This is a genomic window from Blautia sp. HCP3S3_D9 (assembly GCF_052063845.1).
In the GTDB taxonomy this organism is placed as follows: Bacteria; Bacillota; Clostridia; order Lachnospirales; family Lachnospiraceae; genus Blautia_A.
This window is the reverse complement of the sequence record NZ_JBQHWS010000091.1, coordinates 1-14722: the sequence shown is the minus strand read 5'-3', so window position 1 is coordinate 14722 and position 14722 is coordinate 1. Positions and strand designations below refer to the sequence as shown.

Sequence of the window (14722 nt, the reverse complement as noted above, 5' to 3'; positions counted from 1 at the left end):
AATTTTTCAATACCTCTCATGTTATTTTGTTCTTACTATGACATATACTCTGAGATCATGGTCTTGAAATCATAATTATTGTATCAAATTATTCCTTCTCATACAACACTTCTCATATTAAGATTCTTATGAAAAAATTCTACTATATTGGCCATTCTACTACAATATATTTATGGTTAATTTTCCTTACAGCCAGTAAGGGATTATCCATCTTGTTGCTTAAGCTGTATAATGATGGAACAATCGGTATATCGTCTTCTTTCCTTGGACTTCGCGTCCGTAATTTAGACTGATAACCAGCTCCTCATTTGCAGCGTTCGTTTTATGCAGGTTGAATCGCCATAGGTGCATTCGTGTCACACCACAGTAGATGAAATAGGCAATGAGTAAAACTGGTATTTATCCATTGCAATAATTTTAAAGAGTGACAAATTTATGAACGCAGTAGGTATCGATGTTTCTAAGGGTAAAAGTATGGTTGCTATTATGCGACCCTTGCTTTCTTTACGGAGTCATAAATAAACTCACCTGTAATCTCCAATTCACGTCCCATATTAATACTTTTGAAATCCCATGTTTCATCAACTAACATACTATTATCACCTATCTCCATATTTGAGAATATCTGTCAAATCTATTATTTCTATCTCATATTAAACGAAGTGTAGTAAACATCTATTTACTATCATTTTATTGATTCAAAACAAAGTAGATAAATCATCCATAGCATATCAGAATAGCAAAATATGTCATTTCAACTCTCCACAGCGCTGAAATAAACCCACCCGATTCTTAAAATCACACATAAACTTTGGCAGCACCATCTTAGCTGGCAAATTATTATGTCGAAACACACAGCAAACTCCCGTCTCCACCGCCTCATCATACAATTCATCCACTAATTCAACTGTTTCCTGATCTGAATAATATTTTTCTGGAATAACTTTGTGAATTACAATTTTCACAGGATATTTCTGTTCAAGATCAGCTACACTTTTTTCAAAACCAAAGATTACATGAACTTCTATTTTCACCTCTGGAAAATGCTTATATATTTCCCTAACAGAAGGCTCCACACACAAATAATCTCTTTTTTCTGGATTTAGCCCATTAAAATGATACTCCAACATCTTTCTCAAACTAACTCCATTCATCAGATTATCTACCATAAATACAATCTTTTTTAATGATTTATTTCGCCAATATATTCCTACTTCACTTTCCGTCAACGCATGGTTAATTTTCCCCTCATCAAAAGCCCAACTTAAATAGTTACGTCCTTTATATTCGAAATACCGATATAAGTAAAATAATGTGGAATCATTTCCACTACTTTCTTTTGCAATAACAAGCGTACCTTCCTCCATTGCAAACTGTCTCATATCTGCAAAATATTTCTCAATTACATCTTCACTTTCTACCATTCCTAGATAATGTTTTTCTAATATCAATCTCCAGAATTTATTAACACAATCGGATGTTATATTACAAATTTGGAAATGCCACAGTATCTTATAAAGATATATTGTTTTGTTTATTTCTTCATCTTTTGTACTTCCAAACATCTGAAATGTATTATAATTATTGGAGTTATTTGCATTCATCAAACTTAATAATTTTTCAGTTTTATCATTTAAATAAAGATCTCTATAAGAATATTTTACTACCTGACTTTTAAGTATATTATGTATTTTTTTCAATTTTAAACTTATTTGCATCAGACTATCACTATAAATAATTCTTGAATCTTCTTTATTAATCAAAACCAGAATATCTTTCTCGGGTATTTTTTCATCAGTTTCTACTATTTTTTCTAAATCTGCATTCAAAAATTTAGAAGCTCGAACTTTTTTCTCTTTTATTTTCCAGAACCTTTTCTCTTTTTGATAAAATGCCTCTTCTAATTCCCACTGATCCGCCTCATCTCCCCAAAACTGTAGTTTATAATTTTGAGGACTGAAATACTCATCCAGTATATCATCAAATTCTCCAAGGAAGGGAAATGCAAACAATTTTCCATCCATTAAATCTGCAGTTCCCATTTTTTCAAAATCAAAATATCGGAGCAAAAAATCATACAAATCTTTAAAAATTTCTTCACCTTCTTCTGCTTTTGCATCTAACAAAATTTCTTGAAGGAATTTCATTATCAAACTTTCTTGATAAAACTCTTCTTTTCCATTATCTAATTCTGTACAAAAGTCCCAACGATTTTTTACTACTTCAAGATAAAAAGCAACATAAAAATCCACAGTCAGCAAATCATAATCTTTTTTAAAAAGCCAACATCCTCTCAGATTTTCTGCATATAATCTCAATATTTCCAGAAATCCTTCTCTTTCATTTTTTTGTTTCTGATGAATATATACAATCTTTTTATCATTTGCTGAGGCAGGATTCAAAAATTTTATAATCTTATGACTAGTTCTACTTCTTATGATTCTTCCAGGCAAAAATAAATTATAAATTTTTTTCTCTTCTATCATTCTTAATAAATCCAATTTATTTTCCTGAGTTCCATTAAGAAAAATCTCTGAAAGATCAACCAATTCTTCATCCGAATTTAAAGTAATATTTACAAACCACGCCAATTTATTTTCCCGCTTAATTTCCTCTGGCGAAAAATACCCCGAAAAATAATCTTTCCTGGTATTTCGGATAATAACCTGAGAATCTTTTCTGACAATCATAGTCCCATTGTCTCTATAGTCTTCCTCATCAAACAATAATTTTCCATTATCAATAAGCAATGTAAGAAATGTAATAGTGTGTTTCTCAGCAATTTCCTTGATTATCCTTCGAATTTTTGTGCTTTCCTGTACTTTAGCATAACAACTTGTCATTTCAAACATCTGAAGTGCAAGTACCAAATTTATAAGATGAGCATTATCACATTCAAACCCCTGCGCAATGCCAATAACCATTTCATAAATTGGATAAAGTTTTCTTCCATCTTCATATTCCAATAGAAATATACCTTTTATTGTCGGTATAATATCTTGCAAAACCCAATATTGCTCAACAATTTCTGTTGTTTTGCTTTCTTCCGGCCTATCGCTTAGTTGCTTTAAAAAGCAAAGGCATTCCACATATCCATCTTTTTCAATGCTATCTACAACCGCTGCCGCAAGCATGTCAACACAATGAAATATTTTTTCTCCGAACTCTTTATCTTTTTTTACCTTTTCCCAATCCTGAAAATGCGATAATTCTGAAATGAAAATTGCTGCTAAATCTTTTGTCTTACGCTGTCGAATATCAGGAGCTACTCTATCAATCCAGGAAATTAATTCCAATACATCATCACGCAACATTACCCCTAAACTTTCAGATGCCATTTCCTTATACTTTGCATCAACATCAATATCGCTTATCACTCTCATTACTTCTCCCCCAACAACTGAACAATTGCACGAGCTGTACCTTTATCATCAATGTCCATATTCTCCTCATCCTGTAGCCATTGAATAAACATTTTCTTTTCATCTTCGCCTAAAATGCGTATTCTTAAAATAGAAAAATAACAAACACTAATAAAATTCTTAAAATTAACAGTCTGACAAGGTATCTTTCGATACAACTTATTTCTAAAAAACTTTCTCAACCATTTATCTCTCTGAAAAATTTCTTCATACAAACGTTTGTATATACTACCTCTTCCTGTATTTTGCTGAATCAGAAATTCTGCATATTCATCCAAATACCTTTCTACAAACACAGAATCCAAGTATCTGTTTAAAATGAAGTTCGCATCTCTAATATCCAAAAATCCTTTACGTTTCAAGTATTTTTCAAATTCCAGCATATTTTCCTGCTTAGAATCTTCATCCTCCAATTCTACACCCTGAATACTTTTTATAGCGTAATTTGCTGCTCCAGCTTCAAAAATGCTTTGTTTTTCAAATTCTCTCATCTCGCTAATTCTTTCAAAAACCTTAGTCTTATTCCAGTTAATTTCTAATCCACGATCACGAATATAATCAGAAAATTCATTCAAAAGCTGTTTACCATCAATACCTCGATATACAATATATATATCATCCACATATCTTATAATATCGCACTTCTCATCCCATTTCTCATGCTGTCGAAAAAAAGAGTCTATCACTGCTGTTAAAAATAATTCTGCAAATACTCTGGCATAAGCAGGCCCTTGCGGAACTCCTCGGATTTCTCCCTTTATTTTATACATAAGCTGCTCTGTATAAATACCAAGATAACGTAAAATACAATTAATTCTTTTTTTTGCTTCTTCAGAATCAGGTACCCCATTTATTTCCTCCATTTGTTTAAATAATGCATGAACATAAATGGAATCATAAAATCTTGTTAAGTCCAATTTAATCAGCCCATAATTTTTAAAAATATCCAAATATAAATAATTTTCTATATTCTCTTGAAATCTTTTCCATGCATCATACCAAGGAATAAAATCAGAACCCTTTTCATAAAAAAAATTTAAATTATAACTATATGAATGAAAACGAATACCCATTGTTTCTACAAGCTCATAGATTAATGCTGTAGTAAGAACTCTGTCTTTCGGACAAAGAGATACCAATATTCGTGGTTCTTCTTTTCCTTCCTCCAACGTTTATACAAAGAATACCGGGAAGGTGAATTTTCCAATTGGACTTCATCTCCATTTATAATACCAAAAAACTTTTCTTTAATGTCTTTAAAATCATACTGTTTCATTCCTGACATTTCCAGATAATCATTCACAGCCAGAACCTCATCATCATAACACATATAACAAAGTTCTTTATCTCTTATCATTCGAAAATAACTGGAATCTTTTTCTTTTTTCCAATATCTGTGATCTAATTCCTTTTCTTCCTTCGATTCCATTATTTTAGCAACAGAAAGCCCTAATTGTTCTGCTATGTATTCTATAACTGTCGCATGAGGATCAAGCTCTGATTCAAGTTGCTCTCCATACAAGTCATATAAATACTGTATTGTAACAGGATAATTTTTATTAAGTTTTGATAGCTGATGTCTGGTTACATTTTCTTTATAATTATTCTGTTGCTTCATAATATCCCAAAGCAATTCATCATTTTTCATATGTCCAAAACAGCCCGACAGAATAAGACGATCCAAATAACGAAGATTACCTTCCAATGCCCTTTTCATAATTCCATAAAAGACAGAGCACCCTTCACACGCTTTTTGAATATCATATAATGACAAAGAATTCTCTGCAATTAAATATTCTTTTTTATACAATAAGCCTTTTTCTTGTTGCTCTTTATCTGGTGAAATCCTCAACCTCTTCCATAAAACTTCTAAATCATTAGGGACATATGATTGAAGCACGCCAAATTGAATTTGCCAAAAATCTGATTTTTCAGGCAAATTTCTCCATTCCTCCATATTATAATTCAAAATATCCGGAATAAAGAAAGACTGCCCCCCTTTTCTATGAACAGACAAAGGAAGTTTTACCTGTTTTCCAAATTTTATTCCTCCTCCTGCCACAGCCGGAAAGAGATCCAATCCAAACACTTCTTCCTGATGTATCGCAGATTTATACTCTTTTCCAAGGCATTCTACAATTTTAAATCCTTGTTCTTTTGAAATAATCCCTTTTGTCAAAATCCAAAGATGAATCCCTCTTCTTCCTGAAAATTCTGCAAGATAATGAATTCCCAATTTTTCCAATTTTCTTGCAGCAGGTAGGACATATTTTTCTAATAAATCCTCTAAAAAACAAGGATCTTTACAATCAAAATCCAAACAAACCCATTTCATCCATTTTCTTTTATATTGTTGCTGATATACGCCTAACGAGGCCCCTTGCTCTAACATATCAAAAAGCAGCAGTGGGGTACATTTTACTCGTCTAGGAACATATCTTCCATCTGGCATCTGTACTGCCATATATTTATCATTAATAACATAATAATCAAATAGTTTTTGTGCAATCTTATACTTTATATCATTTCTTGGAATATTCATCTAATCACCACATATCTCATTCGATCTATTCTTTATTTTTGTAAAAATTTGATAACTTTTTCAAAAGATTGATGTTCCTTACACACCTTATCAATATCCATCTCTTCAATAATTGTATCTATAGATTGTATTAATTTAAGTTTGTTAAAATTTGCTAACTCTCCTCCAAACCAATCCTCTATACAATTGTTGATTATCGCTAATTCATATTTATGATTACCAATTTGTTTAGTTAGCATTTTTTCAGTTTGTTCTTCATCGCCATCAGAATCAACAACAATCAATATATCCGATTTCGTACGGTTTTCTATCACTGCATTAAAAATAACTGGAACATTATATTTCCCTTCACAAGTCACGATAGTAACCCTTTGCTCTAATTTTCTAGCAATTGCCTGAAGAATTATTTCATCGGTTCGTCCTTCACATATGATTACTTTCTCTGAAAACTCTTTCTCCAGTTTAGTTTCCATTTGATTTTTCAATTTTGTAATAATATAGCGAACTTTTTTATCTTGTAAGATCAATTGTAAAACTTTACAAAAAATTTCCTCATTACTAATTTCAAAATAATTACTTTTTTCCATCGGAATAGCAATTTGAGATATTGCTTCTCCAATATTTTTACAAATGCCTTCATCAATACTAATTTGAATCGGATATAATGGGGTTATTCTTAATTCAAACAGTCTAAATCTATATTTTTCAGTGCATACTTCAAAACCATATCGTTTATCAAAATACATATTATTAGCATCAATAACTTTTTTCGAAGATTGCTGATTATTTATACCAGAAAATTTTTCATATACATCCGATATCGATTGCGCAACTTCAAGCATTGGATTATCAAATTTTATCTCATCGAAAACTGCAAAAACCTTTCCCTTAGTATACTGAGATAAATATTTACATTGTTCATCCATAATTTCGTATATATTATCAGTATACTCCAAATCTTTTCCAAAGTCCTCATCTGTTCCCCAATAATTTTTAATTTTCATTTTCAACCTCCTGCAAATTTACTAATAATGGTAAGTGATCACTTATTTGTTTATTTGGAATTGTATTTTTTAGTAATTCTTTTTTACCAGCTTTTTTCAAATACTCAACTTGAACGATATTATCTGCCAACTCTTTTCTAACCAATACTTGATCCAAACAGTGCCAATATGAAGTTATAGAATCTCTATCATAATAGAAACTACCATACATTTCCGTATTTTCCGATATGTAATGCAAAATTGGATTATAAAATCGCTTTCGCTTAAAACTTCTGGGATTGGTAAATTCACTTTTACCTATAAGCGTTTTAAATAAAACTGCATTGAATGCATACTTACTTAGTAATTCTTCATCATAAGGATTGGCATTAAAATCCCCAATAACAATTGTATTATCACATTTCAATAAATCTTCATTTTTTTCAATATCTGCAACCAAATATCGTATAGTTTCTAATCGGTCTGCAGTGCTAGAATTTCTTCTATCTTGTAAATGGACAGCTGCCAAAAGATAATCTTTTACTGCCGTTTTTATATTATATATATTATATCTATCTTGTTGCTGTACAAGCTCAACACCGAAAGTTGTTTTTGCTACTAAAGTTACTTTCCTATCCTCTTGTCCTTCCCAATGAACATAATTATAAAATTTCCCCAAATTCATTGTTATTTTTTCAAAATCTATTCCTTCAAACTCTGAAAAAACAGCAATATCAATATCTTTTTCTATTATGCAATCAATGATATATTCTTCTATTGCATTTTTTCCTAAATTCCAAAACAAAATATTAAGCAACTTATACCACCTTTATTTTCTTGACTTTATCTTTGAAGAGAATCCGGCCCTTTTATCTCCAGATTCTCTAAAAAATTCCACTTCAGATCAGGCTCTACCATACAAATCCTTAGTATAAACCTTCTCCCTCACATCATCCAGACTACTATCATACCGATTCGCAATAACGACCTAGCTCATCTCTTTAAACTTTTCCAGATCATTCTGCTCTGCTTCCAAAGAATGTTAAACCATCCTCCAATGTCGGCTCATAAACGATCACCGTTGCACATTTCGCCTTAATACGCTTCATAACACCTTGAATAGACGACTAGCGGAAATTATCGGAGTTTAATTTCATAGTCAGGCGGTATACACCAACTATAACTTCCTTCTCCTTGCTTGCATCATAATCATCATTTGCTTCATAGGCTCCTGCCATTTCCAGTACACGTTCTGCGATATAATCCTTACGTGTTCTGTTGGATTCAACGATTGTAGTTATCATATTCTGAGGAACTTTGTTCTTTTTTTCTTCAAATCAAAGATCACTAGAAATTCACATTATACCCTTTCAGCAGAAAGCAAAATTAAAACATTTTTTCCATATTCTGTCAAAACATATGTACTTTTTTGTGACCAATCATAATCATTATTGTAGTTTGGATGACTTTTTATTTTTCCTACCAAACTAAAAATATATATGATTCTCAATTCCTTTTTCTGAATCTTTTTCCCATTCTTCGATCCATTTTCTCAACTGTTCTTCAAAAATCTGCTCTGTCAAATTACGTGCTTCTTGTGCAAATTTATCTTTTTCATCATCCATAACATATATAGATTTTCTTGTAATTCCCAATCCCTTAAGCATATTTTCTAAATCAGAACATACTGTCTCTGGAATTTCTATTCTTTTCAAAAACTCTTTAGCAGGGTAAAGATAGTCAATAGGCCAAAATATTGAACCATGTATTGTAAAATTGCCAGACTGCCTACACATTCGCATATCATTTTTAGGTCCATAAAAAGCTATCGGAAAATCCTCTGAATCAGGAACATTATCTATATTATATATCAGTTCCTTTAAACATGTAGTTTTATTAAATTTAATAGGATCTAAAATATAGAACCCCGCTGAAACACCTGTTTTTCTTTTATCCAAGGCAAAAAACATAGCTACAATGGCATCTGTACTCCAATCTAAAAGCCTTGTCCTTACCCCATAATGTTGTGCCAAACACAAAAATTCCATATCTGACATTGTCTCTTCATAAATATGTTTATTTTTCATTAAATTCTTAAAACTATTTATGTAAAGTCCATCTGGTACAACACCTGTATCTGCATATGTACTGAATATTTCTATTGGATGTGGTCTCACACGTCTTCCAAACTGGTCTCTGATTATATGTGCCTGACGAATAACAGACGGTAATAATGGATAATTAATATCAGCTTGTCCTCTAAACCATTTATCACCCTTTTTGTTTTCTGAAACAATAATAGAAAATAATTCTTCTACAGAATTCACTTTCATAGCATCAATAGGCCTAAGTATATTAGATGTATCTGTAAGCATATTTTATCCTCCATAAGATTAAGCTATAAAACATAGTTCTTCATTTATCATATCATCACAAGAAAAGTATTTTTATATCAAATGTTTTATAATATCGACTAATACTGTCCAGTTGCTTTATTATATTATAGCGTTTAGTTGAAAAGAAATAATACACCAGTAACATATAAACAAGATCTTCATCTGTTTCTGAATCACATGTTTTATTTATTTTAGACAACATATCTTGAATATCTTCTTCAAAGTCCACGAAATCTTCTGCGCATATGTTCCAAAAATGTTCAATGCAGATAGTCCTCGCAAAACTATAAAATAATATTCCCGGAAAGATTACTTCTCTCAATTTTGTTTCCAAAATATCTCTTCTTATCTGTTCTACTTTTACTATCTTATTTAATCTCAGTAACTGATCATATATCTCATTGTATATTCGTATAACTCTACGTGGATTGGATAAACTTTTTTCTAATTTTACTATTGCCGTCTCTAAATTATTTTCCAATGCCATAGATTCCTCTTCAACCCGTTTTCTCATTTCTCCCTGTATCTGATCATCTATCTGTATTTTTTTCTGTTCCTGACAAACTGATTTTAAAAAATTCACCATCTTTCTAACTTCTTTTGGAACATCCAAAATATAAGGTAAATTAGATAATTCACAATTCTTATACCTTTCCTGATAATATTCCATCAAAAAGCTATATGATACTGATTTTAAATTATAATTATACATAAAGTATTTATCAAAAAATCCATTTTTAAATTCTTTTTTCCCAAGAAGATATTTATAATCTCCTGCAAAAATAATTATGCTTTTGGGTAAAAATAGTATTTCTGAAAACAGCTTTACGACCTGTGCAATCATTTCATCTGTACAGCGATCCACATCATCTATCAGGACAATGATTCTATCTTCCCCCAATATATTTGAAAATTCTCCTGAAATTTCTGATAAAGTTTTACTTTCATCCAGCTCATTCTTTGTAAACGCATCAAATCTGGTTTTAGTTATCGATACTATTGATTCATCTAATATAATATCTAAAATTGCCTGTAAATATTTTTCAAATTCACTTGAAACACCCATATAATAGTCATTTTCAGCTAACACATCATGTATTTTTCTTAAGATTTGTCGAACTACTGCCTCACTTTCATTAAAATCACTCATATTTATCCATATAGGATAAAGTCTTTTTGTCTTTTCTAATTCTTCAAATAATTTCCGCATAAAAAAGGTTTTACCACCACCCCATTTATCAGAAATAAAAATTGTCATCTGATCCTCACCATTATGTGTTCGTATCTTTGCAAATATCTCCTCTAATTGTAATTGACGTACTTCAAATAATTTTTCGTCTTCCATAGGTGAATTATTTACTGAACAATTTTCAACTTCAATATCTTTTAGCAAAATATTTATCAAAGCAATCATACCTACTATTACGAACCTAACTTTTAATTGCATATATCCTTTTTCTCCTACATTTTCCTGTATAAAGATAACAATACACAATTCAACACAGTTCACATATGATATATATTTTTTGCTTCTATTGTAATATGTCCAATGATTTTTAAAGCAAACTCCTCTTAAAAGTAATACTAATAGCAGTGTATAAATAAAAGAATCTATTTGTCTGAGAGCATTAGCACTGCTTACCAGAATTTTATGCAAAATATATTGAGAATCCGTTTCAGCAAACGCAAACAGCAAAACTATTACCACACCATAAGTAATTAGCCCCCAAAAGAAATCTTTTATATTTTTACTTTTGACAACATGATTTCTTTTGCTTCGTGTACAAAATATTTTTAAAATAATGATATAAGAAATAGCTATCATAATCAGTAACAACACAGCAATAGGAATAAAATTATCACCAAATAAAATATATGGATAGTTCCAATTCTCTCCTTTAATTTTCATACATCCTCTTTGTCCTTTCTATTTTACTTTTTAATTCATCGCTCATCACTACAAGTCGTTCACTATTCTTCCCTGAATATTGTATAGATTTATCAACTCCTGTCATCAGGTGTTCTACCATTAATTTTTCGCCAAACAAGCTCATATATTTATCATATGATCCATTTTTTATAGAACTATCTATCATCTCTTTTTCATCTAGATATAATTCCAATAAAATATCATATATCTTCTCAAATATAACCATTTGCTTATTCATAAGCATTAAATCATAACTTGAACAAAAATCATATGTTTTGCAATTATCCAAATCCTGATAAGTATCTTCTCTGTATAATTCCATTAAGACACTGTCAGCTGCCAGCATATTCCATAATTCAAGCCCCTTTGCAGATAAGTATAAAAATGTATGATCAGATATTTCTCCCTCTACGTCTTTTTTACCATAGCTGTTTTTACTTATACTTATAACTCCTCTATGATATAAATAGCAGATTATCTCCGACATATCTTTATCCATATTATTTTTCATACCAAAAGCATCGCAAAAATCTCTGATTAATTCCGCTTTAGTAACTCCATTTTCTCCATATTCCCAAAATCCGGCTCTTTGCATAATAAAATATGAAATTATATATAAGCACAATATTGAATTGTCTTTTTCTAAAGTTTTATACAATATATTTGGAATTAATGCTTCTGTATTATTCATATAAACTAAATTAGATCCACATGCCAGCGCCCGTATAACAGTTATATTATTAAATGCATATTCCTCCTGATCACTCCCTGAGTTTATTTCTTTAGAAATCCAAAAAGAATTAGATAATACTTTGGCATATATCTGCAATGTTCTGCGTATATCCAGACACATCAAATTTTTTATCATATTCGAATATTTTTTTTCAAATTTATTACTAAATGTAATTAAAATATTATACGCTCTGCGCCAGTTTTCTGTTTTATATTCTTCGGGCAGACCGTCATATTTTTGTTTAAAATATTGCACCATGTCAACACTTTTCGTTTTATATATTTCCCGGGCAATAGAATATGCAGACACAGTTTTGGCATTCTGCAATAATTTATATGTCGACGGTCTGACAGAAACCAATAAATTGACATAATTATTTTTTTTGTCTAAATCGTCAATGTCAGGTAAGTTCCTCATACATGTATAAAATCTTAAATATTGCAAAATCAATTGTTCCTGATAATTATATGGTAATGATTCAATATCATCCAAAATAATCATTATTCTGTTATAGGAGCATTTTTTACTGGTTAAATAATATTTCAACTGTGTTACTATATAAATGTAGTACTCTTCATTTTTTGCTGTTTCTAATTTATCTTCCAGTGTCTGCTCTCCTATGTAATTCAATTTTACTGTTGCTTTTGGATTCGTATATTTTAGAAATTGATAAAATTTCATTCTGCCTTCCGCAGAATAAAACTCCTCTTTTAGTTCTGGAAATTTTTCTTCTATTGCCAAACAAACTGATGCAATTCTTTTAGTCAAGTCATTTCTGACATCTTTAACTATTGAAATTTCTTCATCTGAAATCTGTCCAAGCACAAATCCATTAAAAAAAGAAGGGAAAATAACAGTCGCATTATTATCATCAAATCTTATTGCATTATTTGTAATCTCATAACTATAACGAATATCTGTACTTTTTCCAATTCCCTGATATCCTATCAGCACAGACACTGAATCCATAGGTTCACTTAATATAGCTCTTAAAGAATTTTTTATCTCTTCATCTGGAATATAATAACTATTTACCTCTTGTATATTTTTGTGTCCAATGTCAGGATTCAAAAAATAATCAAATGGTTTCTGATACTGAAGGTATAAATTACTCTTTTTCACGTCACTTCTTGTTTTTGTTAATTGATTAATTTTTCGATACTTCATATTTTCCTCCTTTCGAAATCATTCACTATATATTATTAACATTTTTATATTTCTACTTTCTTATATAATATAGCATTATCACGAATTTGTAAATATAAAAGCTATTTTTTTATGTTTAAATATTATAATAAAAATACAATTTTCATTAACTTTTTATTGACATTTTATCCATTATGGTTTTATAATAACAATAGTTTAACATTTCAAAGGAGGCTTCACAATGAATTTATCAGTTGAGACTCAGCCGGGTCTACTCAATGATAAGTCTTCCCCAAACACCTCAGTTACAATAGAAACACCTGAACTCGATTTGACTGTGGGTACTTTGATCAGAGACTCTAGACAGAGAAAGGGGTTAAGTCAAAAGGACCTGGCTATTCGATGCGGAATTACCCCTGTTCAGCTTTGCCGTATCGAAAACGATGAATGTATTCCTAACAAAAAAACACTCAAAATGATATCCTCACATATCGGCATATCATACACAACACTCATCATCGAAGCCGGATATAATGATATGTCCGGAAAAAGAATTTATTATAAGCGGGATGGAACAGAATTGAATATAAATCAATTAATCTGCTGTATTTATAAGGCAGACAGTGATTTATTAGACTATTTTCAAGGGTTCGACTATTTCGGAACCCCAGAAAACGTAGAAGTATTAAAATTAATTTTAAGCGCAATGAGAAAGGAGGCTGATCTATGTAATATTCCTTCTGAGAAACGAGATTTGAAAAGTACTTTTTTTCAGAGCACTTTTCAGGCCATAAAAAGCTTCATAAGTTCTTCGCTAAAGCCAATAACCAAATGGATATTGCAGAGAGATTATTGAGTTCTTTCATATTATTATCAAAAATTAACCTTTCATAGAAATAATCAGCAGCGGCTGAGGATTTTAAACAGACAGCGCCAACTGTCATTATTGAAGGAGGCTGATCCATTGATGAGTAGTACACATAACCGGGCGGGGGATGGCTCTCTAACTCTGGTGAACGCCATATATCAAGAAATTTGCAATGAGATAAAAGGACTCGACTTACAAGACTCGGATAGTATGCTTCGACAGATAAAAAGGATTTTGACGTATGTATTACGGATGCCCGTTAATTATTCTCCCAGACGTCGTCAACGCGATTTTCCACAGGTGTTTGATGAAGAATCTACAAGATGTATCCGTTATTTTACCCAAAAGACTTATAGTAGTGCAGAAAAAAACGCTGAGCAAAAGAATATTTTGTTTCAGGTAAGCACAGCTACTGTCATTCTGTGTTGCCCTGCCGAATTGATCAGGGAAAAAATCTCTTTTGATGAAACTTTTTCATCTTTTAGTGAAAAGTGGCCTATGTTTGCTAAAATGGCCAATGATCTGTACGATTTGATCTTAAGCAAGGTAGAAAAATAATTCCAGAGTAAGGCATCTCCCCGTAAAAAGTTACAGGCACGATCTGAAGACCCCAGAACGTGTCTGTAACTTTTTATAGTAAGTGCTCTGAGCATCGTAAGCGATGAGTAATAATAATCTGATAAATATCCTATATCTATCTTC

General features: G+C 30.9%; 10 protein-coding genes and 1 pseudogene. 2 read left to right on the top strand and 9 right to left on the bottom strand.

Going from position 1 to position 14722, the window contains the following annotated elements:
• Positions 1 to 749: 749 nt before the first annotated feature.
• The 9 genes and pseudogenes from ACTNES_RS14900 to ACTNES_RS14860 all read right to left on the bottom strand — a co-directional run bounded on the left by ACTNES_RS14900 (position 750) and on the right by ACTNES_RS14860 (position 13173).
• The gene (locus ACTNES_RS14900) at positions 750 to 3383 is read right to left on the bottom strand and encodes a hypothetical protein (protein ID WP_441039931.1); all 2634 of its coding nucleotides are present in this window, start codon (positions 3381 to 3383) and stop codon (positions 750 to 752) included.
• Complete coding sequence (locus ACTNES_RS14895) at positions 3383 to 4495, bottom strand: RNA-directed DNA polymerase (protein WP_441039929.1); 1113 nt, start codon at positions 4493 to 4495, stop codon at positions 3383 to 3385. Before ACTNES_RS14895 ends, ACTNES_RS14900 begins: the two co-directional genes overlap by 1 nt.
• A gap of 20 nt (positions 4496 to 4515) precedes the next feature.
• Complete coding sequence (locus ACTNES_RS14890; RefSeq protein WP_441039927.1) at positions 4516 to 5964, bottom strand: hypothetical protein; 1449 nt, start codon at positions 5962 to 5964, stop codon at positions 4516 to 4518.
• A 32-nt stretch (positions 5965 to 5996) separates the two neighbouring features.
• Entirely contained in the window at positions 5997 to 6968 is a 972-nt protein-coding gene (locus ACTNES_RS14885; protein ID WP_441039925.1) for a TOPRIM nucleotidyl transferase/hydrolase domain-containing protein, read from the bottom strand.
• Positions 6958 to 7764, bottom strand: a complete 807-nt coding sequence (locus ACTNES_RS14880) for an endonuclease/exonuclease/phosphatase family protein (protein ID WP_441039923.1) — start codon at positions 7762 to 7764, stop codon at positions 6958 to 6960. Before ACTNES_RS14880 ends, ACTNES_RS14885 begins: the two co-directional genes overlap by 11 nt.
• An 87-nt stretch (positions 7765 to 7851) precedes the next feature.
• Positions 7852 to 8263 (bottom strand): annotated as a pseudogene (locus ACTNES_RS14875) (UDP-glucose 6-dehydrogenase); the annotation flags it as partial.
• Between the two features lie 171 nt (positions 8264 to 8434).
• Positions 8435 to 9322, bottom strand: coding sequence for an FRG domain-containing protein (locus ACTNES_RS14870; protein ID WP_441039921.1), 888 nt, complete (start codon positions 9320 to 9322; stop codon positions 8435 to 8437).
• A gap of 55 nt (positions 9323 to 9377) precedes the next feature.
• Entirely contained in the window at positions 9378 to 11252 is a 1875-nt protein-coding gene (locus ACTNES_RS14865; RefSeq protein WP_441039919.1) for a P-loop NTPase fold protein, read from the bottom strand.
• Entirely contained in the window at positions 11242 to 13173 is a 1932-nt protein-coding gene (locus ACTNES_RS14860; RefSeq protein ID WP_441039917.1) for a hypothetical protein, read from the bottom strand. Before ACTNES_RS14860 ends, ACTNES_RS14865 begins: the two co-directional genes overlap by 11 nt.
• Before the next feature lie 220 nt (positions 13174 to 13393).
• Here ACTNES_RS14860 and ACTNES_RS14855 point away from each other — a divergent pair, with 220 nt between their 5' ends.
• Positions 13394 to 14008 carry a helix-turn-helix domain-containing protein gene (locus ACTNES_RS14855; RefSeq protein WP_441039915.1) on the top strand — a complete coding sequence of 205 codons (615 nt, stop codon included), beginning with the start codon at positions 13394 to 13396 and terminating at the stop codon, positions 14006 to 14008.
• A 111-nt stretch (positions 14009 to 14119) separates the two neighbouring features.
• Positions 14120 to 14578, top strand: coding sequence for a hypothetical protein (locus ACTNES_RS14850; protein WP_441039913.1), 459 nt, complete (start codon positions 14120 to 14122; stop codon positions 14576 to 14578).
• The last annotated feature ends 144 nt before the right edge of the window (positions 14579 to 14722 follow it).

Bases quoted from the DNA above. Each gene is read 5' to 3' on its own strand.
- ACTNES_RS14900 (WP_441039931.1), bottom strand. From the start codon at position 3,383: ATGAGAGTGATAAGCGATATTGATGTTGATGCAAAGTATAAGGAAATG.
- ACTNES_RS14895 (WP_441039929.1), bottom strand. From the start codon at position 4,495: ATGGGTATTCGTTTTCATTCATATAGTTATAATTTAAATTTTTTTTAT.
- ACTNES_RS14890 (WP_441039927.1), bottom strand. From the start codon at position 5,964: ATGAATATTCCAAGAAATGATATAAAGTATAAGATTGCACAAAAACTA.
- ACTNES_RS14885 (WP_441039925.1), bottom strand. From the start codon at position 6,968: ATGAAAATTAAAAATTATTGGGGAACAGATGAGGACTTTGGAAAAGAT.
- ACTNES_RS14870 (WP_441039921.1), bottom strand. From the start codon at position 9,322: ATGCTTACAGATACATCTAATATACTTAGGCCTATTGATGCTATGAAA.
- ACTNES_RS14865 (WP_441039919.1), bottom strand. From the start codon at position 11,252: ATGAAAATTAAAGGAGAGAATTGGAACTATCCATATATTTTATTTGGT.
- ACTNES_RS14860 (WP_441039917.1), bottom strand. From the start codon at position 13,173: ATGAAGTATCGAAAAATTAATCAATTAACAAAAACAAGAAGTGACGTG.
- ACTNES_RS14855 (WP_441039915.1), top strand. From the start codon at position 13,394: ATGAATTTATCAGTTGAGACTCAGCCGGGTCTACTCAATGATAAGTCT.
- ACTNES_RS14850 (WP_441039913.1), top strand. From the start codon at position 14,120: ATGAGTAGTACACATAACCGGGCGGGGGATGGCTCTCTAACTCTGGTG.